We start from the raw sequence: 25,779 nt of genomic DNA, 5'->3' as shown, positions 1-25,779 counted from the left end.
GTTCAGAGGCCCAGCACCTTGGCCACGTAGTCGGCGTCTTTGTCGCCCCGGCCCGAGAGGTTGATGAGGATGTGCTGGTCCTTGGGCAGGCCGGGCGCCACGCGCATGGCCCAGGCCACGGCGTGAGCGCTTTCCAGCGCGGGGATGATGCCTTCGACGCGCGACAGCTGCATGAAGGCGTCCAGGCATTCCTTGTCGGTGACGGATTCGTACTGCACGCGGCCCAGGTCCTTGAGGTAGCTGTGCTGCGGGCCCACGCCCGGATAGTCCAGGCCCGAGGCAATGCTGTGAACGGCAGCCGGCGTGCCGTCTGCGTTTTCCAGCACGTAGCATTTCATGCCGTGGATTTCACCGGGCTTGCCCATGCTGAGCGTGGCCGCATGGCGGCCGGGCTTGTCCGTGCCTTCGCCCGAGGGCTCCACGCCGACGAGCTTGACCGAGGCATCGCCCAGGAAGGCCGTGAAGATGCCCATGGCGTTGGAGCCGCCGCCCACGCAGGCGGCCACGTGGTCGGGCAGCTTGCCGTGTTTGGCCTGGAATTGCTCGCGCGCCTCGCGGCCGATGATGCTCTGGAAGTCGCGCACCATCATCGGGAACGGGTGGGGGCCGACCACGGAGCCGATGGCGTAGATGTAGTCGGTGGGGTTGGTGAGGTATTCCTCGAAGGCGCTGTCCACGGCCTCCTTGAGCGTGGCCGCGCCGCGCGTGACGGGCACGAGCTTGCAGCCCAGGATGCGCATCTTGGTGACGTTGGGATGTTCCTTCTCGATGTCCACCTGGCCCATGTGGATCTCGCAGGGAATGCCCACCAGCGCGCAGGCCGTGGCCAGGGCCACGCCGTGCTGGCCGGCGCCGGTTTCTGCGATGACCTTCTTCTTGCCCATGAACTTGGCCAGCAGGGCCTCGCCCAGGCAGTGGTTGATCTTGTGGGCGCCGGTGTGGTTAAGGTCTTCGCGCTTGAGGTGGATCTGTGCGCCGCCGAGCTGCTCCGACAGGCGCCGCGCGTGGAAGATGGGGCTGGGGCGGCCCACGTAGTCGGCGAAGAGTTGGGCCAGTTCCTGCTGGAAGTCTTGGCGTTTGGTGATTTCGGCGTAGGCGGTGTTGATGTCGTCCATGGCCTGCTTGAGGTGGGGCGGGACCAACTGGCCGCCGTAGGGGCCGAAGTAGCCTTCCTCGGTGGGCATGGGGGAGAAGGTGGGGGGTGTAGGGGTCATGGTTGCTGGCGGGTGTTCTGTGGAATGGCGGATGTTGGCGGTGGCAGCTTACGTAGGGCTGCCATGGGTCTGAAGAGAGAAAACCCCGGTCGGGGTTTCTTGTTTTTGACCCTGCCGGGTGGTTGTTTTTCGAGGCCGGGTTTCGGCCCGGCGGCCGACCTACCTTTCTTTGATTCGTCAAAGAAACGTAGGCCAAAGAAAGACGACCGGTACGACTCACACTCATAGGTGACACATCAGTACAAGGACATGGGTAACAGATCCAAGCTTGGCAGCTGGAGCCAACAGCAGCCAAGGAGCGATCACCATGCCCTGGAAGGAGTGCGCACCCATGGACGAGAAACTGCTCTTCATAGCCGACCACCTGCGCGGTGGTGCGCCGCTGAGCGAGCTGTGCAGGCGCTACGGCATCAGCCGCAAGACGGCCTACAAGTGGGTTGAGCGTTACCGCCAACTGGGCATGGATGGATTGCAAGAACGCAGTCGCAGGCCCCACGGGAACAATCAGGCGATCAGCTATGCACAGCGCCGGGCCATCATTGAGCTGCGCACGCAGCAAAGGTCACAGATGGGGCCCAAGAAGCTGCACGCCTTGCTCCTGCAGCGTTGGGGCCCACAGGAGACACCCAGCAAAACCACCATCTACAACGTACTGAAGGCAGAGGGGCTTGTTTGCAGCAGGCGTGTACGCAGACGCTCGGTGCCTACGGCCCAGCCCTTGCGAACGAGCAAGCAGCCCAATGGGGTGTGGAGTGCAGACTACAAAGGCCAGTTCAAGACAGCCGATGGTCACTGGTGCTATCCATTGACCATCATGGACCACGCCAGCCGCTATTTGCTGGCCGTGCATGTCTACGACAGCCCCAACTACGAGGATGCCAAACGCAGCTTCGAACAGGTGTTTCGGCAATACGGACTGCCCGAGCGCATACGCAGTGACAACGGTCCGCCGTTCGCCACTACTGGCGTGGCGGGCCTGTCACGCCTGGCGATATGGTGGATAAGGCTGGGCATCAGGCCGGAGCGCATCGAGAGGGGCAAGCCACAGCAAAACGGTCGCCACGAGCGGATGCACCGCACGCTCAAGCATGCCCTGGGCAAAGAGCCTGCGGCGGACAAAGCGGCATTGCAGATGCAGCTCGATGCCTTTGTGGAGCACTACAACCAGCATCGCCCGCATGAGGCCTTGCAGCAAAGCATGCCGGCCCAGCACTACAGCGACTCGGCCAGGCCATATCCCTCAAAGCTACCCGAGCTGCAGTACCCGAAGCATTGGGAACGAGTTCGGGTCAGCCACAACGGCTTGATTTACTGGCGAGCGCTGCGGGTCTACATAGGCTACCTGCTGGCGGGGCAGTGGATCGGGATGCAGGAGGTGGCCGCTGGCCAGTGGGATGTGTATCTGGGGCCGGTGCGACTGGGCTGCTTCAACGAAGAGGATGTGCGAGGACCTCAGAAGGACTATGTGAGCTTGAAGTGTTACCCATGTCTGTGAGCTGAGTTGTTACCCATGTCCTTGACACGTACAGACCCGAATGCCCGCGACCCCTTCGCTGCGCTGCGGGGCAACCTGCGTCGGGCCGCCTGCGGGGTTCGCCGTGAAACTCGTTGCGCGCTGCGCGCTTCACTCAAACATCACGGCGAGTCAGTTGACGAAGCAGTCCTGTCCTGCGGCAGGACTGCAACCCCGCAGACGGCCCGACGCAGGCGCGGGCATACGGGATTGGGGGCGGGGAGATGGGGCGGGGCCGGGGGCGTCAGCCGTTCTTTTGCAGGGAGCGGATGACGCTGGAGAAGTCCAGGGCGCCGTTGCCTGCGATGGAGTGCATGGCGTACATGGCGCGGGCCATGCCGCCCAGGGGCGTGGAGGCCTTGACGGCCATGGCGTTTTCCTGGGCCAGGCCCAGGTCCTTGAGCATGAGGTCGGTGCCGAAGCCGCCTGCGTAGTTCTTGGAGGCGGGGGCGTTTTCGTGGACGCCGGGGAAGGGGTTGTATTTTTCCAGGGCCCAGTTGCCGCCCGAGCTGCGGCGCATGATTTCGCTGAGGACCTTGGGGTCCAGGCCGTTGGCCACGCCCAGGGCGATGGCTTCGCTGGTGCCGATCATGAGGATGCCCAGCAGCATGTTGTTGCAGATCTTGGCGGTCTGGCCCGCGCCCACGGCGCCGGCGTGGAAGATGTTGGCGCCCATTTTTTCGAGCAGGGGGCGGGCGCGCTCCAGGTCGGCGTCGCTGCCGCCGACCATGAAGGTGAGGGTGCCAGCAATGGCGCCGCCCGTGCCGCCGGAGACGGGTGCGTCGATGAAGGCGATGCCTGCGGCCTGTGCGGCCTTGGCGACCTTTTGGCTGGTCGCGGCGGCGATGGTGGAGCTGTCGATGATGAGGGCGCCCTTGGCAATGCGCTGCAGCAGGCCGGCCGCGCCGTCACGGCCGAGAAAGAGGCCTTCCACATGCTGGCTGGCGGGCAGCATGGAGACCACGGCTTCTGCGCCCTGCACGGCGTCTTCGGCGCTGGCGGCAATGCTCACGCCCTCTGCAGCGACCTTGGCGCAGGCGTCTTTGGAGAGGTCGAAGGCCTTGACCGTGTGGCCGGCCTTGTGCAGGTTGATGGCCATGGGGCCGCCCATGTTGCCGAGTCCGATGAATGCGATCTGCATGTGCTTGTCTCCTGTGTTGTGAAGCTTGTGGTGTGTCTCAGTGGCCGGTGTCGCCGGTGTACTTTTCGCCGGGGTCCATGTCGCCGGTGTCCTTGTCACCGTTCGCAATGTCGGCGCCGCGTTCCTTGAGCAGGGAGCGCAGGATGCCGCGATGGCAGCGCGCCTCCTGCTCGCAGTAGCAGCCGATGGCGAAGGCGCTGTGCTGCGAGAGGGCGGCCAGCAGGTCCAGGGTGCGGCTGGCGGCGGGTTCGGCCATTTCCTTGCGGAATTTGCGCACGAATTGCTGCCAGAGCTTGTCGGCCTCGGCCTGCTGGCCGTGGTCCTGCAGGCGGTGCGATTCGAGCGCGGTGTGCATGGTGTCGGGCTGGGGCGAGAGTTCGGGGTACCAGACGTCGTAGTAGTCGCGGCTGGCGAATTCGGCCTTGGGCACGCCGCGCGGCGGGCGGCGCACGGTGCCTATGCGCAGGCCTTCATCGGTGTGGCGGGGGCTGCCTAGCTGGACGATGCGGATGGGCATGGGGCTCTCCTGCAAAGGGGGCTTATTCGTCGCCGAAGATGGGGTGCTTGCGTGTGCGGCGCCCGGCCGGGGCGGGGGGCGCCGGCGGTGTCTTTGCGTCGGCGGGCGCGGGTTCGCTGGCCTGGGCCTTGCGCTTTTTCGGGGGCGTGGCCTTGGCGTGGGGGTTGAAGGCCAGGGCCTGGGCAATCCAGTGCTGCCACTGCTGGCGCGTGGCGTAGGCGGCGGGGCCAATGAAGAAGTAGCCGTCCATCTGGCCTTTGGACGAGAGCGGGCGCAGGCCCGGCGTCTCGGCCACGGCGGCGTGCTGCGAGGGCGGCAGGCGCACCAGCAGTTCGTCGTCCTCCACGCCCAGGCACAGCTTGCCGTTGACCATGAAGACATGGCAGCCGAACATGCGCTTTTCCTGCACGTCGTCGCAGCCGGCCAGGGCTTCGCGCACGGCGTCTATGAGGTGCAGCGTGGTGTCGGAGAGCGGGCGGGCGGGCATGGCGCGGGCTGGATGTGGATGAATCAGCGGATCATGTCCGGCGCATCGCCTTCCAGCATGCGCCGCGCGATGATGACGCGCATGATTTCGTTCGTGCCTTCGAGGATCTGGTGCACGCGGGCATCGCGCATGAGGCGTTCCAGCGGGTATTCGCGGATGTAGCCGTAGCCACCGTGCAGTTGCAGGGCCTCGTTGCAGACCATGAAGCCGGCATCGGTGGCAAAGCGCTTGGCCATGGCGCAGTAGGTGGAAGCGTCGCGCGCGCCGGCATCGAGCTTGGAGGCGGCCAGGCGCACCATCTGGCGCGCGGCCACGAGTTCGGTGGCCATGTCGGCCAGCTTGAACTGCAGGGCCTGGAAGCTGGCAATGGGCTTGCCGAACTGCTTGCGCTCGTGCATGTACTGCTGGGCCTGGGTGAGCGCGCCCTGGGCGGCGCCCACGGAGCAGGTGGCGATGTTGATGCGCCCGCCGTCCAGGCCCTTCATGGCGATCTTGAAGCCTTCGCCCTCGCGGCCCAGCAGGTTCTGGGCCGGGATGCGCACGTTGTCGAAGCTGATGACGCGCGTGGGCTGGCTGTTCCAGCCCATCTTCTCTTCTTTCTTGCCGTAGCTGATGCCGGGCAGGTCGGCGGGCACGGCAAAGGCGGAGATGCCGCTGGCGCCCGAGCCTGCGTCGCCCGTTCTGGCCATCAGCACCAGCATGTCGGTGCTGCCCGCGCCGCTGATGAAGGCCTTGGCGCCGTTGATGATGTATTCATGCCCCGCCAGTTCGGCCCGGGTCTTGAGCGAGCCGGCGTCCGAGCCCGCGCCGGGCTCGGTCAGGCAGTAGCTGGCCAGCTTGCGGCCGCTGGTCAGGGACTCGCCCCATTCGGCGCGCACGGCGTCGGTGGCCCAGGTGCCCAGCATCCAGGTGGCCATGTTGTGGATGGTGATGAAGGCGGTGGTGGAGGGATCGACGGCGGCCAGTTCCTCGAAGACCATGGTGGCGTCCAGGCGCGGCAGCTGCAGGCCGCCTGCGTTCTCGGGCGCGTACAGGCCGCAAAAGCCCAGTTCGCCCGCCTTGGCGATGGCCTCGCGCGGGAAGATGGATTCACGGTCCCAGTGCGCGGCATGGGGCGCGAGTTCGGCCTGGGCAAAGGCGCGGGCCGATTCGGCAAAGGCGCGCTGGTCGTCGTTGAGTTCGAAGTCCATGGCTGGCTTGTCTCCTGCGTTGGGCTCTGGGGCCCTTGTTGTTCTGGGGGGGCTGTCGGTGGCTGTGGGGGGCGTGCGGCGGTCAGTGCTGCAGCCAACGCTCCAGCGCCTGCATGCGCTCCTGTGTCGCGGCCGTGAGGCATTCGTGGTACAGGCGCGGGCCTTCAGGCTGGGTTTCGCTGTCGCGCGTGGCGGCCTTGCAGCGTGCCGTGCGGCCCTTGATCCAGCCGTTCTGGTCGTGGCGCAGGCCCGTGCGCTTGCCCTGGGGCAGTTGCTGCATGACGTCCAGGTAGCGGATGTTGAGCGCGGTGTCGGCCTCCTGGAAGGCCTGGACCGCGCAGGCATTGCGGCTGGCGGCGGCGGTGGAGGCCGGGTCGCAGGCTGCACCGGCCTGCGCGTGAAGGGTCAGGGGCAGGGTGGCCAGGGCGGTCAGCAAGGCGGCACCCAGGCCCCGGGAGAGGGAGGCGGTCATTGGAAAACGCATGCCGCCATCATCCCAGAGCCGGGGCCTGCCCCGGATCAGTCCAGGCCCGCCCACCCGTGCATCAGCGCAGGCTGATGGTGGTGTTCACGCCCTGGCTGGTGGTGCTGTCGTCGAACCAGCGCGCCGTGACGGTCTTGGTCTGCGTGTAGAACAGCACGACCTGCTTGCCGTAGGGGCCCAGGTCGCCCAGCTTGGAGGCGCGGCTGCCCGTGAAGGAGAACAGAGGAACCGGCACGGGAATCGGCACGTTGATGCCGACCTGGCCCACGTCGATGTCTTCCTGGAACTTGCGCGCCGCAGCGCCCGACTGCGTGAAGATGGCCGTGCCGTTGCCGTTGGGGTTGGCGTTGATGAACTCGATGGCCTCGTCCAGGCTGTCGGCAGCCGCCAGGCACAGCACGGGGCCGAAGATTTCCTGGTCATACACGCTCATGCCGGGCTTGACGCCGCTGAACACGGTGGGGCCGACGAAGTTGCCCTTGTCGTAGCCTGCCACCTGGGGCTTGCGGCCGTCCAGTTCCAGCTTGGCGCCGTCGGCCAGGCCGCGTTCGATCAGGCTTTCCACACGCGACAGCGCCGCGCAGGACACCAGCGGGCCCACGTCGGTGCCGGGCTCGGTGCCGCCGCTGACCTTGAGGGTCTTGGACTTTTCCACCAGCTCGGGAATCCACTTCTGCGCATCGCCCACCAGCACGGCCACCGACAGCGCCATGCAGCGCTGGCCTGCCGCACCGAAAGCTGCGCCCAGCAGGGCGTTGAGCGTTTGCTCCTTGTTGGCGTCAGGCATGACGATGGCGTGGTTCTTGGCGCCCATCATGCATTGCACGCGCTTGCCGGCCAGGCTGGCGCGGTTGTAGACATGGGTGCCGACCTTGGTGGAGCCCACGAAGCTGATGGCCTTGATGTCGGGGTGGTCGCAGATGGCGTTGACCACGTCCTCGCCGCCGTGCACCACGTTGAGCACGCCGGGCGGAATGCCGGCTTCCAGGGCCAGCTCGCACAGGCGCATGGTGACCATGGGGTCCTGCTCGGAGGGCTTGAGCACGAAGGTGTTGCCCGTGGCAATGGCCATGGGGAACATCCACAGCGGAATCATGGCCGGGAAGTTGAAGGGGGTGATGCCCGCGCACACGCCCAGGGGCTGCAGCACGGAATAGGTGTCCACGCCGTTGGCCACGTTGTTGGCCAGCTCGCCCAGCTGCAGCGAGCCGATGTTGGCCGCATGCTCCACCACTTCCAGGCCGCGGAAGACATCGCCCTCCGCGTCAGGCAGGGTCTTGCCCTGTTCAGCCGTGAGCAGGGCGGCCAGCTCCTTCATGTTCTCGCGGATCAGCTGCTGCAGCTTCAGGAAGATGCGGGCGCGCTGGCCGATGGGCGTCTTGCGCCAGGTCTTGAAGGCTTCCTTGGCATTGGCGACGGCGGCGTTGACCTCGTCGGGCGTGGCAAAGGGCACGCGGGCCAGCACTTCCTGCGTGGCCGGGTTGACCACATCGCGCCATTGGGTGCTTTGGGATTCGACCAGCTTGCCGTTGATCAGCAGCTTGACCGTGGGCGCCAAAACCTTGGCGGACGTGGATGCATTCATGGCTTGTCTCCTGTTGCGGTGGTGTCGGCCCGGCATGCCGTGCGCCGGGCGTTCATTGCATGGTAGCTGTGCGGTTTTTCGCAAGCAATGGAGATGTTTGCAGTATGCATGTGCGTTTTTGCACATCGGCATGCCAAGTCGGCCACGCCAAAAAACATGGCCTGCGGTGTTCGCAGGCCATGCGGGTTCAGGGCTTGAAGGCTCAGTCCGTACCGGTGGCCGGCAGGCGGTCGTCTGCAGCGGGACTGGAGTGGTGTACGGCGCGGGCGGCGGGCTTGTGCAGCGGCTCCAGCTTCACGCGGGCGCTGGCACCCAGGCCGGACTCCAGCTTGGTCAGCAGGCGCAAAAGCTCCTGCAGTTCCTCGTCTTCCAGCGGAGAGACCAGGCGGTGATAGGCCTGGTCCACCAGCGGCACGCTGGCGGCCAGCAGGGCCCGGCCCTTTTCGGTGAGCGTGAGCTGGTGCTGGCGGCGGTCACGCGTGCTCAGCGCGCGGTGCACGTACTCGCGCTCTTCCAGCCCGCGCACCAGGCGCAGCGTGGTCACCTTGTCGAAGCCCATGGCGCGCGCCAGGGAGCTTTGGTCGGAGCCGGGGGAGGCGTCGATTAGCACCAGGGCGCCGTACTGGGGCGGCGTCAGTCCCAGGGGGCGGCATTGCTCTTCAAAAATGCCGACCGAAATCTGGTGGGCGCGCCGCAGCAAAAAGCCAGGGCGCTGATATAGCGGCAGTGGTGCAGGCGTCATCGTGTCCATATGCGTCTAGTATTCTTGCAGAGATGTCCAGTATTCATTCGATTTCCACCAATTGTGCCCATTCTGGTGCATGATTACCATGCGTTTGCATGCTAACTACAAAAGAGGTCTACATGCGAAATTTTGTTGGCAGACGGCAATTTTTGAAGACAAGCGGATTGGGAGTATTGGGTTTACCCGTAGCAGGCGCCATCGCCAGCACCGAGAGTGTGCCTCTGAAATTGATTGTGCCTTTCACTCCGGGGACTGGAATCGACACGATTGCGCGAACGATCGGGCCTTTGCTGGCCAAGCGCCAGGGCCGGCCCGTGGTGGTGGAGAACAAGCCGGGCGCCTCTGGAAATATCGGAACCGAGGCCGTTGTGCGCTCGCCCGCCAATGGCCAGACGCTTTTGGTGACAGTGAATACCCTGGTGATGAACGCATCGCTGTATCCCAAATTGCCATTCAATCCGCTGACGGACCTCGAGCCTGTAACGTTGACCAGCTGGGGACAGCTGATTTTGGTGACGCCCACGGCCTCCGCCTATCAGACGGCGGCCGATCTGGTGAAGGCCGCCAAGGCCTCGCCGGGTCGCATCAATTACGCATCGCCGGGAGTGGGCACTCCGCACCATATGGCGATGGAGCTTTTCAAGAGCACGGCGGGCGTATCGATCACGCACATCCCTTATCGCGGAACAGGCCCGGCGCTGACGGACCTGCTGGGCGGCCAGGTGGAATGCATGTTCCTGCCCATTCATGTGGCATTGACGCATGTGAAGGCCGGCAAGCTGCGCGCGCTGGGCATTGGCAGCCAGCGGCGCCACCCGCTGCTGCCCGATGTGCCCACGCTCAAGGAGGCCAAGGCGGGCGATGTGAACGTGGATATGTGGTACGGCGTGTTTGCGCCGGCCGGCATGCCGGCGGACCAGGTCGATGCCCTCAATCGCGAGATCCGCGCGATTTTGGCGTCGGAGGAAGTCCGGCATGCCTTCGCGCCCCAGGGCATGGATCCGGCCGGCAGCACGCCGGCCGAGTTCAAGGCCCTGGTGCAAAAGGACGCCCGGCGCTGGGCCGATCTGGTCAAGGCGCGGGGGATTACCGCCGAGTAGGCGGGGCGGGCGCCAACAGCGCCCCTGGAGAAAGCATGGAGAGTCAGCGGATGAAAGTAGCGATCGTGGGGGGCGGCATCGGAGGCCTGTGCCTGGCATTGGCCCTACATCAAAGAGGCATTGCCTGCGAAGTCTTCGAGGCCGTGCCCGAGGTCCGCGAGATCGGCGCGGGCATTACCCTGCTGCCGCATGCCATGCGCGAACTCAGCGACCTGGGCCTGCAGCCGCAGCTGGAGGCGCTGGCGATCGAGAACCTGGAGAGCGTGTTCTTCAACCGCTACGGCCAGTTCGTCTACCGCGAGCCGCGCGGCCGCCATGCCGGCTATGAGCTGCCGGAGCTGGGCATCCACCGTGGCCGCCTGCACCGCGTTCTCTTCGAGGCTGCCGTGCAGCGCCTGGGCCCGGGCGCAGTGCACACGGGCCACCGCTGCGTGCGTGTGGACCAGTCGGCCCATGGCGCCACCGTGCATTTCGCGCCGGATGCCCAGGGCCATGTGCCGCCGTCGGCCACGGCCGACATCGTCGTGGCCTGCGATGGCGTCAACTCCGCCGTGCGGCGCCAGTTCTATCCGCAGGAGGAGCTGGCCTTCGGCGGCATCAACACCTGGCGCGGCGTCTCGCGCTTCAAGCCCATCCTCACGGGCAAGAGCTATCTGCGCATCGGCTCGGTCGATACCGGCAAGATGGTGATCTATCCCATCGAGGACAACGTCGATGGCCAGGGCATGCAGCGCATCAACTGGGTGGCCGAGATCCGCGACCCGCAGATGCGCATGAACGACTGGAATCGCGCCGGGCGCATGGAGGATGTGCTGGAGATTTTCGGCGGCTGGACCTTCGACTGGCTGGATGTGCCGGCCCTGATCCGCTCGGCCGAGACCATCTTCGAGTACCCCATGGTGGACAAGGACCCCGTGGACCAGTGGAGCTTCGGCCGCGTGACCCTGCTGGGCGATGCCGCCCACCCCATGTATCCGCGCGGCTCCAACGGCTCTGCCCAGGCCATGCGCGATGCGCGCGTGCTGGCCGACCTGCTGGCCGCCGATCCGCAGGGCGACCCGCTGGCGCTGCTGGCCGCCTATGAGGCCAGCCGCCTGCCCGCCACCAGCCAGGTGGTGCTGACCAACCGCTCCACGCCGCCCGACTTCATCATCATGAAGGCCGACGAGCTCAGCGGCGGCCAGCCCTTCGGCCATATCGACGAGCTGATCAGCCAGGACGAGCTGCGCGCCATTGCCCGCCATTACGAGCAGGTGGCGGGGTTTGCGAATCCGCAGTCGCAAGGGTGAAGTGGTTGGGCAATGAGCTGGCTTGGCAGGTATTCAGTATTGCATCCCGACTCTTTTTGGGTCCCTGCCCGGCGGTCGTTTTTCGAGGCCGGGTTTCGGCCCGGCGGCCGACCTCCTTTCTTGTCGCGCGACAAGAAAGGAGGCAAAGAAACGCGCCCAAATGCCCGCGTCCCCTTCGCTTCGCTAAGGGGCGACCTGCGTCGTGGCGGTCGCGGGGTTCGCCGTGAAACTCACTTCGCGCTGCGCGCTACGTTCAGACAATCACGGCCAGTCAGTTGACGAAGCAGTCCTGTCCTTCGGCAGGACTGCAACCCCGCAACCGCCACGACGCAGGCACGGGCATATGGGGAGGAGGGGCCGGGGTACGGGGGCGACAGGGCGCTACGCCCCGTTGCCTTGTCTATTCGGTGCTCTCAATCCAGGCTGATATTCGCCTTCTGGATCAGCAGCTTGTACTGGTCCGCCTTGGTCCTGGCGAATTTCTCCATCTCCGGCACTTCCCAGGTGATGGGCTGGAAGGCGAAGGTGGCGAATTTCTCGCGCACCTGCGGGTCCTGCAGCACAGCGACCACGTCGGCGTGGATCTTGTCGCGCAGGACGGTGTCCACGCCCTTGGGTGCCAGCAGGGAGACGAAGGAGTTCACGATCAGTTCGGCGGGGCCGCCCGATTCGGCCACGGTGGGCACGTCGGGCACCTGGGCGATGCGCTGGGGCGCGGCCACGGCCAGGTAGCGGATCTTGCCGGATTTGTAGATGCCCTGGCTGGAGGGGAGGCTGGCAAAGCTCCAGGCCGGATCGCCATTGGCCACCGAGGTGTAGAGCTGGCTGACCTCGCGGTAGGGCACATGGGTCATCTTGCTGCCGGTCAGGAAGTCCAGCCATTCACCGCCCAGATGGCCGGGGCTGCCCACGCCCCAGGAGCCGTAGCTGACCTTGCCGGGCTCGGACTTGGCCGCCTTGATCAGGTCGCCCATGCTCTTCCACTGCGAGTTCGTGGGCACAGCCACGAAGAAGGGCGTGAGGAACAGCGGCGCCACCGGGTCGAAGTGCTGCAGCGGATGGAAGTTGCGCTGCTTGTATAGGTAGGGCAGGGCGGAGACATGTTCGCTGTCGAGCTGCAGCAGGGTGTAGCCGTCGGGCTTGGCGCGGCGTGCGGCTTCGATGGCGACAAAGCCGCCGCCGCCTGGGCGGTTGTCCACGGTCACGCCCTGCTTCCAGCGCGCGGCCAGTTTTTCGCCCACGATGCGCAGCACGGCGTCAGGGCCGCTGCCCACGGCAAAGGCCGTGATCACGGTGACGGGGCGCGTGGGAAAGCTGGCGGCGCTGCTGGAGCCTGCCTGCGCCCAGGCGCAATGCAGCGGGGCGATGGAGGCCAGCAGCAGGGCTGCGCCTGCAAGGGCCTTGCGGCGGGAGGGGGTTGTGCCGAGGCGGCTGGATGGGGATGCTTTCACAGTCTGTCTCCTGTTGGATCTGCTTTTTTCACTGCTTGCAATGCCCCGGTCCTTCTGGCGAGGATTCGGGGCGGGTTAGGGCTGCCGGCAAAGGTGCGGCGGGGTTCAGGCGAGGTTCAGCCGGCGTCAGGCTGGGCCAGGGGCGCGGCCTGTGCAAAGGCGGGCAGGGCCGCGCAGGCCCTGTCCACAGCGCTGATCAGCGGCCAGCGGTTCAGGTCCACGCCAAAGCGGCGTGCGCTTTCGATCTGGGGCACCAGGTAGACATCGGCCAGCGTGGGTGCGTGGCCGAAGCAGAAGTCGCCGCGCCGCGTGTCGCGGGCCAGCAGGGCTTCGATGGCGTCGAAGCCGTCGGCAATCCAGGTGGCGCACCAGGCATTGATGGCGGCTTCGTCCGCACCGAACTGGCGACGCAGGGTCTGCAGGATGCGGCGGTTGTTGATGGGATGCACGTCGCAGCCCACGATGGCGGCCAGCGCGCGCACCTGGGCGCGGTCCTCGGGGTCGGCGGGCAGCAGCGGCGGCTCGGGGTGGCGCTCTTCCAGCCATTCGATGATGGCCGGCGACTGGATCAGCGTGCGGCCATCGTCCAGCGTCAGCGCCGGCACCAGGCCCTGCGGGTTGACCTGCTTGAACGGCGCCTGGGCCTGCTCGTCCACGCGCAGGTCCACGGGGAAGTAGTCAGCGCGCAGGCCCTTGAGGTGGAGCGCGATGCGCAGGCGGTGCGAGGTGCCGCTGCGGAAAAAGCTGTAGAGCTTCATGGTGGTGGTCTCCCCGGTCTTATTCAGGCTGGCCCACGGTGAGCGCGATCTCGCCCACGCCCTGCACATGGCCGGTGATGCGGTCGCCCGGCAGCACGGCACCCACGCCTTCGGGCGTGCCCGTGTAGATGAGGTCGCCGGGCTGCAGGTGATAGAACAGCGAGAGGTCGGCAATGATTTCGCGGATGTTCCAGATCAGCTTGTCCACGTCGGACTGCTGCCTGGTCTCGCCATTGACGGCCAGTGCAATGGCGCCGGATTCGATCACCTGGCCCGGCATGGGCACGATCTCGCTGGCCACCGAGGACTGCTCCACATCCTTGCCCAGGTCCCAGGGCCGGCCCTTGTCGCGCGCCACCAGCTGCAGGTCGCGGCGCGTCATGTCCAGGCCGCAGGCGTAGCCGTAGATGTGTTCATGCGCCTGGTCCGCCGCAATGCGAAAGCCCGCCTTGCCGATGGCCACCACCAGCTCCATCTCGAAGTGGTAGTTGTTCGTCTCGGGCGGGTAGGCCACGGTGGCACCCGATTCGGTCAGCGTGGACGGCGCCTTGGTGAAGTAGAAGGGGCGCTCCACGCCCTTGTCCACCGGGCGGCCCATCTCGACGGCATGGGCGTGGTAGTTGCGGCCCACGAAGAACAGGCGGTTCACAGGCAGGCGCTGCGTGCTGCCGCGCACGGGCAGGGATTGGACGGGGGGCGGGGTCCAGAGGTATTGGGGGGCGGTCATGGTATTGGCGATGGGGGAGTAAAGAGACATCGGAGGATTCAAGGCCGGACTTCGTAGAGGCCCAGCTTTCGGTGCAAAGGAGCCTCGTCGGCCAGGAAGAGGAAGGCGGGCTCGCTGGCGCTGGCATTGGCCAGCGTGGCCGGCGCCCAGCCGGGCACGCAGCAGGTGTCGGCCGGGGCCAGGTCGAAATGGCGGTCCACGGCGGCCACGCTGGCGCCGCCCTCGATGACATGGAACACGCAGGCCGGCGAGCGGGCGGGCAGCTGCAGCGTCTGGCCCGGGCGCAGCATCAGCGCGTAGAAGCCCAGGATGTTTTCGCAGTCGGCCCCGGTTTCGGGGTTGGTGTAGGCCAGCTGCACGCAGTCCAGATCGGGGCGGTCGGCGGCCAGCTCCAGCAGCGCGGCACGCGCATCCTTCCATGGGTAGCGCAGCATGGGGTAGGCCTTGGCGCTGCGGGCGAACACCTGCGTGGGTGCCAGGCCGCCGCGCGCATACGCCCGGTCGCCACGGCCGGGCAGGGTGGGCTGGCGCGGGCCGTCCACGTGGTAGGTGACTTCCAGGTAGTAGGCCAGGGGCAGGTCCAGCACATCGAGCCAGACCACGGGCTCGTCGCCGTCATGGCCATGCTCGTGCCACAGGCCCGTGGGCGTGAGGATCAGGTCGCCGCGCTCCATGGGGCATTTCTCGCCGTCGACCAGGCTCCAGGCGCCCTGGCCTTCCACCACCATGCGCACGGCATTGGGCGTGTGGCGGTGCGAGGGCGCCCACTCGCCGGGCAGCAGCAGCTGCATGCCCAGGTAGATGGAGGAGCTGGCCTGCATCTTCTCCAGCCCATGGCCGGGGTTGGCCAGCACCAGCACGCGGCGCTCGGCCTTTTCGATGGGCGTCAGCTCGCCCGCCTGCATCAGCAGCGGACGGATGGCCTGGTAGGGCCAGGCAATCGGCTGGGTGCGCGGGCGCGGCGTGTGCGGCGGCATCACGTTGCGCAGGCTGGGCCACAGCGGCACCAGGTTGTTGCGCGCGAGTTCGTCGCGGTAGTCCTGGGGCAGGTCTTCCAGGCGGCCAAGTTCTTGCATGGCGGTCTCCTTGTGTTCAGTCTTCGGCGAGGCAGGTTTCGGCCTTCCAGCCGTACAGCCATTCCATGGCGTCGTAGAAACGCTGGGGCGTGCGGCCCTTCCAGAGGTCGTTGCGCACCAGGCGCTCCACGCCGCTGGCGTGGAAGATGCGGCCCATCTCGCGCGCGGACAGCACCACGCGCGCCGTGCGGGCGATGCGCGAGCGCTCGTACAGCCGCAGCGCCTGCGGCCAGTCGTTGCCGCAGCGCTTGAGCGCCTGGCCCAGCGTCACCGCGTCTTCCAGCGCCATGCAGGCGCCCTGGGCGATGTATTGCAGCGTGGGGTGTGCGGCATCGCCCAGCAGCGTGGCGCGGCCGAAGCTCCACTGGCCAATGGGCTCGCGGTCGGCCGTGGCCCAGCGCTTCCAGCTTTTGGGCAGGTCTATGAGCTGGCGGGCGCGCGGGCAGCAGTCGCTGTAGTAGCTTTGCACCTCTTGGCGGCTGCCTTCGCGCACGCCCCATTCCTCCTGCTCGCGGCTGTGGAAGGTGACGACCACGTTGTACTGCTCGCCGCCACGCAGCGGGTAGTGCACCAGGTGGTAGTTGGGGCCGACCCAGATGCTGGCCGCGTTCCAGCGCAGGTCTTCGGGGAAGTCGTTCTTCTCCACCACGGCGCGGTACACCACGTGGCCGGAGACACGCGCCGCATCGCCCACGTACTGCTGGCGCACCACGGACTTCACGCCATCGGCGCCGATCAGGGCCTGGCCCACATGGACCTGGCCGTGCTGGTCGCGCACGGTGACGGTGTCACCCTCCTGCTGCACGGCTTCGATGCGCGTGCCCGTCAGCGTCTCGATTTGACCGTGGGTGCGCGCGCCTTCGAGCAGCGAGGTGTGGATGTCGGCGCGGTGGATCACCGCATACGGGTTGCCGAAGCGGGCGCGAAACGCCTCGCCCGTGGGAATGCGGCCGACCAGCCGCTCATCGAGCGCGTCGTGCATCACCATCTCGTCGGTATAGACCGCGCGGCCACGGGCCAGCTCGCCAATGCCCAGCGCGTCGAAGGCCGCGAATGCGTTGGGCCCCAGTTGTATGCCGGCGCCGATCTCGCCCAGCTGCGGCGCCTGCTCCAGCACCTTGACGGCGAATCCCTGGCGCGCCAGGGCCAGCGCGGCCGCCACGCCGCCAATGCCGCCGCCTGCCACAAGAACGGGCAGCGCCCGGGAAGAAATGCTGGTGCTCATGGATGTCCTGTGCTTCGTGGTGCGTGTCGCTCGCCTGGGGGTCAGATGCGTCGCGACTAATTAAACAGTATGCTGACGATGAGTGTAGTGTTGATTTGCATCAGGCCAGCCTGGGGTTTCCCTGGATGCAGGCCAAACGGTGGTGGACAGCATGTCCGGGTGAATCACCTGTCCGCCAGCCAACGCCAACGGAGGGCGCGGTTCATGCGAACATCTGCGCTTGCCCGCAGGGACCCGGAAAAGAGCGCAATGGCCATGGACTACCAACCCGCAGAACTAGAAAACTACCCCGGCTACCACATCCGCCGCCTGCAGCAGATCGCGGTAGCCGTCTTCATGGAAGAGACCCAGGAATTCGGCGTGACCCCCGTGCAGTACGCGGCGCTGTCTGCCGTGCTGCGCCAGCCCGGCGTGGACCAGCGCACGCTGGCGCGGATGATCGGTTTCGACACCTCCACCATTGGCAGCGTCATCGACCGGCTGGAGGCGCGCGGCCTCATGGTGCGCAACACCAGCCCGGCCGACCGGCGCGTGCGCCTGCTGTCGGTCACCGCGGAAGGCGCTGCGCTGCTGGCCGCTGCCGAGCCCTCGGTGCTGCGGGCCCAGCAGCGCATGCTGGAGCCGCTGCCGCAGGAGCAGCGGGGCCTGTTCATGGAAATGATGGCCGTCCTGGTGCGGCAAAACGACGAGCTGGCGCGTGCGCCCAGCACGCTGGCCGCGCGCCGCGCCGCTGCCGACTGAGGCGACCTCGACCCATGGACTGGGACCATCTGAGATTCTTTGGCGAGCTGGCACGCAGCGGCAGCATGGCCGCCGCCGCGCGCCAACTGGGCGTGGAGCACACCACGGTGTCGCGCCGCATCCAGGCTCTGGAAAAGCAGCTGGGGGCCGTGCTCTTCGAGCGCGAAGCGGGCCAATGGCGGCCCACGGAGGCCGGCCGACAGTTGCTGGGCGTGGCAGACGCCATGCAGCGCGCCGCCGCCGGGCTGGAGCGCATGCCGCTGGCGGCCGAATCCGCCAGCCAGGGCCCGTCCGGCCTGGTGCGCGTGGGCGCCACCGAGGGTTTCGGCACCCAGCTGCTGGCCCCGCAGCTGGCCGCGCTGACGCAGCGCCATCCGCTGCTGAGCATCGACCTGCTGGCCCTGCCGCGCCTGCTGCACCTGTCGCGGCGCGAGGCGGACATCGTCATCTCGCTGGAGCGCCCCACGCGCGGCTCGGCCGTGGTCACCAAGCTCACGGACTACCGGCTGTTCCTCTACGGCCAGCGCGAATACCTTGCGCGCCGTCCGCTGGTGGCGCGCACCGAGGACCTGCGCCACCACAGCTTCATCCACTATGTGGACGACCTGCTGTTCACGCGCGAGCTGCAGCTGCTGTCCACCCTGTTCCAGCCCGAGCGTTTTGCCTTTCGCAGCACCAGCATCACCGCCCAGTACGAAGCCGTGCGCGCCGGCGCCGGCCTGGCCGTGCTGCCCGCCTTCATCGCCGACCGCGACCCCGTGCTCAGCCGCGTGCTGCCCGCCGAGGCCTGCTTCACCCGCACCTTCTGGATGAGCATGCCCTCGGATGCCCGGCAGGTTCAGCGCATCGAGGCGGTCTGGGGGTTTCTGAGGGAGGCTGTGCAGGGCATGGGCGGCTTGCTGAAGCCCAGAGCCTGAGGGCCTGCGGCGGTCAGGCCCCTGCCGCTATACTGCCCGCCCCGAATCTCGTCATCCGACAGCAGGATCCCTGGCATGCGCCTGAAAGCCCTTTTGCGTCCACTGGTGTACCTGAGCCTGGCGGGGCTGGCCGCTTGCGGCAGCAACCCGCCCAGCCCCTCGGCGGCCACGCCCGAGTCCACGCCCACCGTGCCGGGCACACCCGTGGCCCCCATCAGGATCGGTCTGGCCCTGGGCGGCGGGGCCGTGAAGGGCTTTGCCCATATCGGCGTCATCAAGATGCTGGAAGCCAATGGCCTTGCGCCTGCGGTGGTGTCCGGCACCAGCGCGGGCAGCGTGGTGGGGGCGCTGTATGCGGGCGGCATGAACGCCTTCGAGCTGCAGGAAAAGGCCGTGGCGCTGGATGAGACCAAAATCCGCGACCTGCAGCTGTCCTCGGGCGGCCTGCTGGTGGGCCAGAAGCTGGAAGACTATGTGAACGAACAGGTGGGCCGCAAGCCGCTCGAGCAACTGGCCAAGCCCTTCGTGGCCGTGTCCACGCGGCTGGAAGACGGCGAGCGCACCGTGTTCGCGCGCGGCAATACGGGGCAGGCGGTGCGTGCCTCCAGCAGCATTCCGGGTGTGTTCCAGCCCGTGGCCATCGGCAAGTTCCACTTCGTCGATGGCGGCATCACCAGCCCCGTGCCCGTGGACGCCGCGCGCCAGCTGGGCGCCGATCTGGTGATTGCTGTGGACATCTCCAACAAGGCCCGTGGCAAGGCGCCCGAGAACATGCTGGGCGCCCTGGGCCAGTCCATTGCCATCATGGGCCAGAAGCTGGGCCAGGCCGAGCTGGCCCGCGCCGACATCACCATCCGCCCCAAGGTGCTGGACATCGGCCCGGCCGACTTCACCCAGCGCGCCAGCGCCATTCTTGAAGGCGAAAAGGCTGCCGTGGCCGCCATGCCCCAGATCCGCGAGCGCATCGCCCAGTTGCAGGCCGAGCGCGCCAAGGCCGCGAAGCTGGCGCAGCAAAAGGCGGCCGAAGCCCAGCACCAGGCCTGCCTGGACCAGCGCTCGCGCGTGCAGAAGCTGGCGGAGATGGCGGGGATGGATGGCGCCTGCGCCAACCCCAACCTCAACGCCAACCCCTGATCCACCACGGCTGCGCGCGGGCTATCCGTACACCGGATAGCGGGCGCAAAGCCCCGTCACCTGCTCCCTGACCTGCGCCGCCACCTTGGCAAAGCGGGCGCCTTCCTGCGCGTCCAGCGCATCGAGCACATCGCACAGCCAGCCGGCCAACTGCTTGCACTGCGCCTCGCCGAAGCCGCGCGTGGTGACGGCGGGCGTGCCTATGCGCAGGCCCGAGGTCACGAAGGGCGAGCGCGGGTCGTTGGGCACGGTGTTCTTGTTGGTGGTGATGTGCGCCTCGCTGAGCGCGGCGTCGGCGTCCTTGCCGGTGTAGCTGCGGTCGGACAGGTCGATCAGCATCAGGTGGTTGTCCGTGCCGCCCGAGACGATGCGGTAGCCGCGCTGCTGGATCACGGCGGCCATGGCGCGGGCGTTGGCCAGCACCTGGCGCTGATAGGCCTTGAACCCGGGCTGCAGCGCCTCCTTGAAGGCGACGGCCTTGGCGGCGATCACATGCATCAGCGGCCCACCCTGCACGCCGGGGAACACGGCCGAGCTCAGGCGGCGGTTGAAGGTTTCGTCCTGTCCCTTGGACAGGATCAGGCCGCCGCGCGGGCCGCGCAGCGTCTTGTGCGTGGTGCTGGTGACCACATGCGCGTGGGGCAGTGGGCTGGGGTATTCGCCCGCAGCCACCAGGCCTGCGACATGGGCCATGTCCACCCAGAACACGGCACCCACCTTGTCGGCAATGGCGCGCATGCGGGCCCAGTCCTTGTGGCGCGAGTAGGCAGAGAAGCCGCCGATGAGCATGCGGGGCCGGTGCTCCAGGGCGATGCGCTCCATCTCGTCGTAGTCGATCAGGCCCGTGGCGGGGTCCAGGCCGTAGGGGACGATGCGGTAGTGGCGGCCCGAGAAGTTGGACGGGTTGCCATGCGTCAGGTGGCCGCCCTGGGCCAGGTTCATGCCCATGACGGTGTCGCCGGGCTGGGCCAGCGCCAGGAACACGGCGGCATTGGCCTGGGCGCCGGCATGGGGCTGCACGTTGGCGTAGTCGCAGTCGAACAGCGCCATGGCGCGTTCCACGGCCAGGCGCTCGGCCACGTCCACGTTCTCGCAGCCGCTGTAGTAGCGCTTGCCGGGGTAGCCCTCGGCGTACTTGTTGGTGAAGACCGAGTTCTGCACCGCCATCACCATCGGGCTGGCGTAGTTTTCGGAGGCGATGAGTTCCACATGGTCTTCCTGGCGGCGTTTCTCGCTCTGGATGGCCTTGGCCAGCTGCAGGTCGAAGTCGGCCAGGGTCAGGGATGCGTCGTACATGGGTGAATGGTTCCTGTATTGGGGCAAGGGCTGTAGGGAGCGATGGTCATGCAGCCGCCAGCTGGCCTGCGGCGGGTGCGCCTGCCTGCGCGGCGCTGGCCGACTCCAGCAGGCAGGCCAGGCGGGCGACGATGTCGTCGATCTGGCGCTCGTCGCAGATCAGCGGCGGCAGCAGGCGGATGGTGGATTCGCGCGTCACCGTGATCAGCAGGCGCTGCTGGGCCAGCGCGCGGCCCACCAGGTCCTGGCAGTTGCGGTTCAGCTCGATGCCCACCATCAGGCCCTGGCCGCGCACGGCCAGCACGTCGGGGTGGCCGTGCAGCGCCTGCTGCAGGCCGTTGAGCAGGCGCCGGCCCAGTTGCCTGGCGCGGCCGGGGATGTCCTCGGTCTCCATGATGTCCAGCACCGTGCAGCCCACGCGGCAGGCCAGCGGGTTGCCGCCAAAGGTGGAGCCATGCTGGCCGGGCGAGATCAGGTCGGCCGCAGGCCCGCGTGCCAGGCAGGCGCCGATCGGAATGCCGTTGCCCAGGGCCTTGGCCAGGGTCATCACATCGGGGGCGATGCCCGCGTGCTGGTGGCCGAACCAGGCGCCGGTGCGTCCCAGGCCGGTCTGGATCTCGTCGAGCATCAGCAGCCAGCCATGCCGGTCGCACAGGCTGCGCAGCTGGCGCAGGTAGTCGGGGCTGGCCAGGCGGATGCCGCCTTCGCCCTGCACGGGCTCGATCAGCACGGCCACGATGTCGCCATGCTGGGCGGCGGCGTGGTGCACGGCCGCGATGTCGTCATAGGGCACGCGCACGAAGCCCGGCATCAGCGGCTCGAAGCCGCGCTGCTTGGCCGGGTTGCCCGTGGCCGACAGCGTGGCCAGCGTGCGGCCATGAAAGCCGTTGTCCATCACCAGGATCTGCGGCCGCGCCACCTGCCTGCGGTGGCCGTGCAGGCGCGCCAGCTTGAGCGCGGCCTCGTTGGCCTCGGCGCCGGAGTTGCAGAAAAATGCCGTCTCCATGCCGGCCAGGGCGCACAGGCGCTGGCCCAGGCGTTCCTGCCAGTCGATGCGGAACACGTTGGAGGTGTGCAGCAGCAGGCCGGCCTGCTCGGCGATCACGGCGGCGATCTCCGGGTGCGCGTGGCCCAGGGCGGTCACGGCCACGCCGGCAATGGCGTCCAGGTATTCGGTGCCGTGCTCGTCCCAGAGCCGGGCTCCACGGCCACGGACGAAGGACACGGGCTGGCGGGCATAGGCCTTCATCAGGCGGGAATCAAGGGGTTGCATGGCTTTTTGCATGTCAAGGTCCTCAAGCGGGGGTCAGGGTTGAATCGAAAAGGGTGGCGAGGGGGCGCGTTCAGGGCAGCGCCAGGGCGGTGGGATCAGGGCCGCCGGCGGGCCAGTAGAAGCTGTCCGGCTGGGCGCGGGCGCCGAAGATGGCCTGGCCCACGCGCACCACGGTGGCGCCTTCCTCGATGGCGATCTCGAAGTCGCCGGACATGCCCATGGACAGCTCATCCAGCGAGATGCCCGCCGGCGCGCTCTGGCGCAGCTGGTCGCGCAGGCGGCGCAGCAGCACGAAGCACTGGCGCACGCGCTCGGCCTCGCTGGAGAACAGGGCCAGCGTCATCAGGCCGCGCACGCGCAGCGCACTGAAGGCGGGCAGCGCCTGGAGGAATCCCTGCACCTCGTCGGGCGGCAGGCCGTACTTGCTGGCCTCGCCCGAGGTGTTGACCTGCACGAACACGTCCAGCGCCCGGCCTTCGGCCTGCAGGCGGCGGTCCAGCGCCTCGGCCACGCGCAGGTTGTCCAGCGCCTGGAACTCGCTGGCAAAGCGTGCCACGAGCTTTGCCTTGTTGGTCTGCAGGTGGCCGATGACGGACCACTGCAGATCGGCCAGGTCCTGCATGGCCTCCCATTTGCCGAAGGCTTCCTGCACCTTGTTCTCGCCCAGCATGCGGCAGCCCGCCGCGTGGGCCAGGCGCAGGCTGGATTCGGGCTTGGTCTTGCTCACGGGCAGCAGGCGCACGCTGGCCGGGTCGCGCCCCGCGCGGCGGCAGGCAGCGGCCATGCGCGCCTGCACGGTGGCCAGGTTGTGCCGGAAATCGTCCACCGTCTCGGCCTGGGGGTAGCGGCCGTGCTGGTCGTGGCGCGTCAGGGTGTCGGCGGCTCGGGCGGTGCCGCCGGTGGTGTCTTGTGTCGCAAGCATGGTTTCAGCTCCTTTTGATGGCGGCATCGGCGGCGGGCACGTTGCCGGTGCCCGCCTCGCTGCGGGCGGCCCGGCGCGGCCACTGGCCGTTGAGCACGGCATGGGCCACCAGGCCGATGACCAGGCCCCAGAAGGCGCCGCCTATGCCCAGCATGGAAATGTTGGCCGCGGCGGCCAGGAAGGTGATCAGCGAGGCCTCGCGGGTTTTGGCATCGGCCAGCGCATTGGCCAGGCTGCCGCCGATGGTGCCCAGCAGCGCCAGGCCCGCCAGCGTGGTGATGAAGGTGGCCGGGAACGCCATGAACACGGCCGCCAGCGTGACGCCGAACACACCCACCAGGATGTAGAACACGCCCGCAGCGATGCCTGCGATCCAGCGCCTGGACGGCTCTTCATGCGCCTCCTTGCCCGTGCAGATGGCGGCCGTGATGGCGGCGATGTTGAAGGCGTGCGAGCCGAACGGCGCCATCAGCAGCGAGCCCAGGCCCGTCAGCGTGACGATGGGGTTGGCGCTGGTCTTGAAGCCGTCGTTGCGCAGCACCAGCATGCCGGGCATGTACTGCCCGGTCAGCGTGATAAGGAACAGCGGCAGGGCCACGCTCAGCAGGGCGTTGAGCGTGAACTCGGGCCGCGTGAACACGGGCGCCGCGAATTGCAGCTGCAGCCCGGACAGGTCCACACGGTCCTGCGCCAGCAGGAACGCCAGGCCCAGCGCCAGGATGCCGACCACCGCATAGCGCGCCGTGAGCCGCTTGAGCAGAACGTAGGCCACGATCAGCAGGCCGGCCAGCACCGGGTCCACGCTCATGCCGCCAAAGGCCTTGATGCCGAACTGCAGCAGGATGCCCGCCAGCAGGCCCGAGGCCACGCCGGGCGGAATCAGCCGGATCACGCGCTCGAACCAGCCCGACAGTCCCAGCACCACGAAGGCCGCGGCCGACACCACATAGGCGCCCACGGCCTCGGCATACGGCGTGGTGGCCAGGGCCGTCACCAGGAAGGCGGCGGCCGGCGTGGACCAGGCCGTGATGATGGGCTCGCGCGAGAGCCAGCTGAGCACCAGCCCGGTGACGCCCACGCCAATCGAAATCGACCACACCCACGAAGCCGTGAGTTCCGGGCTCAGGCCGGCCACCTTGGCGGCCTGGAACACCAGGATGAAGGTGCCGCCGTAGTTGACGATGACCGAGATCAGCCCGGCCACCACGGGGTGGATGAGGTCGCTGAAGCGAAGGGGTGAGTGTGTGTCTGATGAAGGCATGGTCTTCTCGTTTTCCTTGGGGGTTGGATTCCTGGCTGTCTGGTGAAAGGGGTATTTGAGCGCCGAAGTGGACTGAATGATCCATACACTTCGCTCTCTTGTTGCAGACCACTTTGCAATGGGCGCGCAGCATTTGCGTCAGTACAATGGCCTGCCCAAGAGGTGCAATGAGATGAAAGGCGGCAGACCGCATGAGCAAGACCTTCGAGCTTGAGACCCTGAAGATCCGCATGGGAGATGCCGACCTGCGCCAGCTGGACCTGCACCAGCGGGTGCAGCGCGCCATGCGTGCGCTGATCCTGGATGGGGCGCTGCTGCCGGGCCTGAAGCTGCCGGCCACGCGCTCGCTGGCCGACTCGCTGGGCATTGCCCGCGACACGGTGGAGAACGCCTACACCCAGCTGCACCGAGACGGCTTCATCGTGCGGCGCCAGGGATCGGGCAGCTATGTCTCCGAGACCATCGGCACCGAGCTGCGGGGCCGGGCGGCGCGGCGCGGCCGCTTGCCCGAGCACGAGCGCAGCGCCCATGCGGCCGGTGCTGCCGGTGCTGCCGGTGCCATAAGGGCCGGTGCCGGCCTGAGCCGGCGCGGCCAGGCCATTGTTGACGGCGGCGGCATCGCCGACCAGCAGACCATTCGGGCCTTTGCCACCGGCCTGCCCGAGACGCGCACTTTTCCCACCGATGTCTGGGAGCGGCTGCAGCGGCAGGCGCTCAAGGACTACCGGGCCAGCGTCCTGCTGCACGGCGACCCGCAGGGCGCCGAGCCGCTGCGCAAGGCCATTGCCACCTACCTCAACCTGGAGCGCGGCGCCAAGGTGGAGGCCGGGCAGATCTTGGTGCTCAGCAGCACGCGGCAGGCGCTGTTCCTGTGCGCGCAGCTGCTGGTGGATGCGGGCCGGCCCATCCTGCTGGAGAACCCGGGCTACTTCGGCGCCCGCAAGGCCTTCGAGTCGGCCGAGGCCAAGGTCCTGCCCATCGACGTGGACGCGCAAGGCATTCGCACCGACCTGCTGCACGCCGACCGCAGCGGCGCCACCTGCGTGTATGTCACGCCATCGCACCAGTACCCCACGGGCGTCACCATGCAGCTGGAGCGGCGGCTGGACCTGATCCGCTGGGCATTCGAGCGCGGGCGCTGGATCATCGAGGACGACTACGACAGCGAATTCCACTACGACGGCATGCCCACCGCCTGCGTGCAAGGCCTGGACAAGCACGCGCGCACCATCTACATCGGCACCTTCGGCAAGACCCTGTACCCGGGCCTGCGCATGGGCTACATGGCCTTGCCGCAGGAGCTGGTGCGCGCCTTTGTCCAGGCGCGCAGCATCATGGACGGGCACACGCCCCAGATCCAGCAGCTGACGCTGGCGCGCTTCATGGAGGACGGCCACTACAACTCCCACGTGCGGGCCATGCGCAAGCTGTACGCGGGGCGGCGCGAGGTCATCCTCGAATCCATAGGCAGGCACCTGGCCGGCATCGTCACCGCGCCACGGCCCCAGGGCGGCATGCAGGTCCCCTGCCTGCTGGAGCCCGGCTGGTCCGAGGAGGACACCATCCGCCGCGCCGCCGCAGCCGGCGTGCTGCTGCAGGGGCTCAGCCGCCTGTACGCGGGTGAGCAGCGGCAGCCGGGCTGGCTGCTGGGCTACGCCTCGCTCACGGCCTACGAGATCGAGGCCGCCGTTCTGCGCCTGGCCAACGCGCTGCGAAAACCCTGACAGGTTGGG

Annotated in this window: 24 protein-coding genes; 7 read left to right on the top strand and 17 right to left on the bottom strand. The window is 67.6% G+C overall.

Annotated features, from left to right (window positions below; all coding sequences use genetic code 11):
- Window positions 1-2: 2 nt before the first annotated feature.
- Entirely contained in the window at window positions 3-1,214 is a 1,212-nt protein-coding gene (gene trpB, locus G4D77_RS00435; RefSeq protein ID WP_154834353.1) for a tryptophan synthase subunit beta, read from the bottom strand.
- A 307-nt stretch (window positions 1,215-1,521) separates the two neighbouring features.
- Between trpB and G4D77_RS00430 the strand changes: the two genes are divergently transcribed.
- Complete coding sequence (locus G4D77_RS00430; protein ID WP_154835021.1) at window positions 1,522-2,709, top strand: IS481 family transposase; 1,188 nt, start codon at window positions 1,522-1,524, stop codon at window positions 2,707-2,709.
- A gap of 262 nt (window positions 2,710-2,971) precedes the next feature.
- Here the strand turns inward: G4D77_RS00430 and mmsB are convergent, their stop codons facing one another.
- From mmsB to G4D77_RS00395, 7 genes are all read right to left on the bottom strand, one after another.
- Window positions 2,972-3,868 (bottom strand): 3-hydroxyisobutyrate dehydrogenase, encoded by an 897-nt coding sequence (gene mmsB, locus G4D77_RS00425; RefSeq protein ID WP_047219002.1) that lies wholly within the window; start codon window positions 3,866-3,868, stop codon window positions 2,972-2,974.
- A gap of 37 nt (window positions 3,869-3,905) precedes the next feature.
- Window positions 3,906-4,385, bottom strand: a complete 480-nt coding sequence (locus G4D77_RS00420) for a DUF488 domain-containing protein (RefSeq protein ID WP_154834352.1) — start codon at window positions 4,383-4,385, stop codon at window positions 3,906-3,908.
- Window positions 4,386-4,407: 22 nt separating this feature from the next.
- Window positions 4,408-4,872, bottom strand: a complete 465-nt coding sequence (locus G4D77_RS00415; RefSeq protein WP_034393410.1) for a TfoX/Sxy family protein — start codon at window positions 4,870-4,872, stop codon at window positions 4,408-4,410.
- 23 nt (window positions 4,873-4,895) lie between these two features.
- Window positions 4,896-6,062: an acyl-CoA dehydrogenase family protein gene (locus G4D77_RS00410; RefSeq protein WP_154834351.1), complete on the bottom strand. Its 1,167-nt coding sequence runs from the start codon at window positions 6,060-6,062 to the stop codon at window positions 4,896-4,898.
- Between the two features lie 82 nt (window positions 6,063-6,144).
- On the bottom strand, window positions 6,145-6,546 hold the full coding sequence (locus G4D77_RS00405) for a lysozyme inhibitor LprI family protein (protein WP_154834350.1): 402 nt from the start codon (window positions 6,544-6,546) through the stop codon (window positions 6,145-6,147).
- Between the two features lie 61 nt (window positions 6,547-6,607).
- Window positions 6,608-8,131 (bottom strand): CoA-acylating methylmalonate-semialdehyde dehydrogenase, encoded by a 1,524-nt coding sequence (locus G4D77_RS00400; protein ID WP_012205523.1) that lies wholly within the window; start codon window positions 8,129-8,131, stop codon window positions 6,608-6,610.
- A 202-nt stretch (window positions 8,132-8,333) separates the two neighbouring features.
- Window positions 8,334-8,882, bottom strand: a complete 549-nt coding sequence (locus G4D77_RS00395) for a MarR family winged helix-turn-helix transcriptional regulator (protein ID WP_016453474.1) — start codon at window positions 8,880-8,882, stop codon at window positions 8,334-8,336.
- A gap of 113 nt (window positions 8,883-8,995) precedes the next feature.
- On the opposite strand from G4D77_RS00395, the gene G4D77_RS00390 reads away from it, so the two are divergent.
- Window positions 8,996-9,976 carry a tripartite tricarboxylate transporter substrate binding protein gene (locus G4D77_RS00390; protein WP_016446007.1) on the top strand — a complete coding sequence of 327 codons (981 nt, stop codon included), beginning with the start codon at window positions 8,996-8,998 and terminating at the stop codon, window positions 9,974-9,976.
- A gap of 50 nt (window positions 9,977-10,026) precedes the next feature.
- A complete protein-coding gene (locus tag G4D77_RS00385; protein WP_043791955.1) occupies window positions 10,027-11,265 on the top strand; it encodes a flavin-dependent oxidoreductase in 1,239 nt (412 codons plus the stop codon).
- Window positions 11,266-11,678: 413 nt separating this feature from the next.
- Here the strand turns inward: G4D77_RS00385 and G4D77_RS00380 are convergent, their stop codons facing one another.
- The 5 genes from G4D77_RS00380 to G4D77_RS00360 form a co-directional block, all read right to left on the bottom strand.
- Window positions 11,679-12,716, bottom strand: coding sequence for a Bug family tripartite tricarboxylate transporter substrate binding protein (locus G4D77_RS00380; protein WP_213757838.1), 1,038 nt, complete (start codon window positions 12,714-12,716; stop codon window positions 11,679-11,681).
- A 116-nt stretch (window positions 12,717-12,832) separates the two neighbouring features.
- On the bottom strand, window positions 12,833-13,474 hold the full coding sequence (gene maiA, locus G4D77_RS00375) for a maleylacetoacetate isomerase (RefSeq protein ID WP_154834348.1): 642 nt from the start codon (window positions 13,472-13,474) through the stop codon (window positions 12,833-12,835).
- A gap of 19 nt (window positions 13,475-13,493) precedes the next feature.
- Window positions 13,494-14,201 carry a fumarylacetoacetate hydrolase family protein gene (locus G4D77_RS00370; protein ID WP_043783520.1) on the bottom strand — a complete coding sequence of 236 codons (708 nt, stop codon included), beginning with the start codon at window positions 14,199-14,201 and terminating at the stop codon, window positions 13,494-13,496.
- A 38-nt stretch (window positions 14,202-14,239) separates the two neighbouring features.
- The gene (locus tag G4D77_RS00365) at window positions 14,240-15,277 is read right to left on the bottom strand and encodes a cupin domain-containing protein (RefSeq protein ID WP_154834347.1); all 1,038 of its coding nucleotides are present in this window, start codon (window positions 15,275-15,277) and stop codon (window positions 14,240-14,242) included.
- A 16-nt stretch (window positions 15,278-15,293) separates the two neighbouring features.
- Window positions 15,294-16,502 (bottom strand): 3-hydroxybenzoate 6-monooxygenase, encoded by a 1,209-nt coding sequence (locus G4D77_RS00360; RefSeq protein ID WP_074922187.1) that lies wholly within the window; start codon window positions 16,500-16,502, stop codon window positions 15,294-15,296.
- 204 nt (window positions 16,503-16,706) lie between these two features.
- Here G4D77_RS00360 and G4D77_RS00355 point away from each other — a divergent pair, with 204 nt between their 5' ends.
- The 3 genes from G4D77_RS00355 (at window position 16,707) to G4D77_RS00345 (ending at window position 19,294) form a co-directional block, all read left to right on the top strand.
- Entirely contained in the window at window positions 16,707-17,243 is a 537-nt protein-coding gene (locus G4D77_RS00355) for a MarR family winged helix-turn-helix transcriptional regulator (protein WP_034367535.1), read from the top strand.
- 14 nt (window positions 17,244-17,257) lie between these two features.
- Entirely contained in the window at window positions 17,258-18,160 is a 903-nt protein-coding gene (locus G4D77_RS00350) for a LysR family transcriptional regulator (RefSeq protein WP_016453465.1), read from the top strand.
- 75 nt (window positions 18,161-18,235) lie between these two features.
- On the top strand, window positions 18,236-19,294 hold the full coding sequence (locus G4D77_RS00345; RefSeq protein ID WP_154834346.1) for a patatin-like phospholipase family protein: 1,059 nt from the start codon (window positions 18,236-18,238) through the stop codon (window positions 19,292-19,294).
- 21 nt (window positions 19,295-19,315) lie between these two features.
- Here G4D77_RS00345 and glyA read toward each other — a convergent pair whose 3' ends face one another.
- From glyA to G4D77_RS00325, 4 genes are read right to left on the bottom strand one after another with little or no spacing between them, the layout of a single operon-like run.
- Window positions 19,316-20,590, bottom strand: a complete 1,275-nt coding sequence (gene glyA / locus G4D77_RS00340) for a serine hydroxymethyltransferase (RefSeq protein ID WP_154834345.1) — start codon at window positions 20,588-20,590, stop codon at window positions 19,316-19,318.
- A gap of 46 nt (window positions 20,591-20,636) precedes the next feature.
- Window positions 20,637-21,875, bottom strand: a complete 1,239-nt coding sequence (locus G4D77_RS00335) for an aspartate aminotransferase family protein (protein WP_080945312.1) — start codon at window positions 21,873-21,875, stop codon at window positions 20,637-20,639.
- A 58-nt stretch (window positions 21,876-21,933) separates the two neighbouring features.
- A complete protein-coding gene (locus G4D77_RS00330; RefSeq protein ID WP_133073335.1) occupies window positions 21,934-22,785 on the bottom strand; it encodes a YggS family pyridoxal phosphate-dependent enzyme in 852 nt (283 codons plus the stop codon).
- Between the two features lie 4 nt (window positions 22,786-22,789).
- Window positions 22,790-24,046 carry a benzoate/H(+) symporter BenE family transporter gene (locus tag G4D77_RS00325; RefSeq protein WP_046238945.1) on the bottom strand — a complete coding sequence of 419 codons (1,257 nt, stop codon included), beginning with the start codon at window positions 24,044-24,046 and terminating at the stop codon, window positions 22,790-22,792.
- A 191-nt stretch (window positions 24,047-24,237) separates the two neighbouring features.
- Here G4D77_RS00325 and pdxR point away from each other — a divergent pair, with 191 nt between their 5' ends.
- The gene (pdxR, locus tag G4D77_RS00320) at window positions 24,238-25,770 is read left to right on the top strand and encodes a MocR-like pyridoxine biosynthesis transcription factor PdxR (protein ID WP_154834343.1); all 1,533 of its coding nucleotides are present in this window, start codon (window positions 24,238-24,240) and stop codon (window positions 25,768-25,770) included.
- Window positions 25,771-25,779 lie beyond the last annotated feature (9 nt).

It is taken from the genome of Delftia sp. WY8, assembly GCF_018437695.1.
Classification (GTDB): Bacteria; Pseudomonadota; Gammaproteobacteria; order Burkholderiales; family Burkholderiaceae_C; genus Comamonas; species Comamonas tsuruhatensis.
The sequence above is the reverse complement of the archived record's forward strand: the minus strand, read 5'-3'. Positions and strand labels throughout refer to the sequence as shown.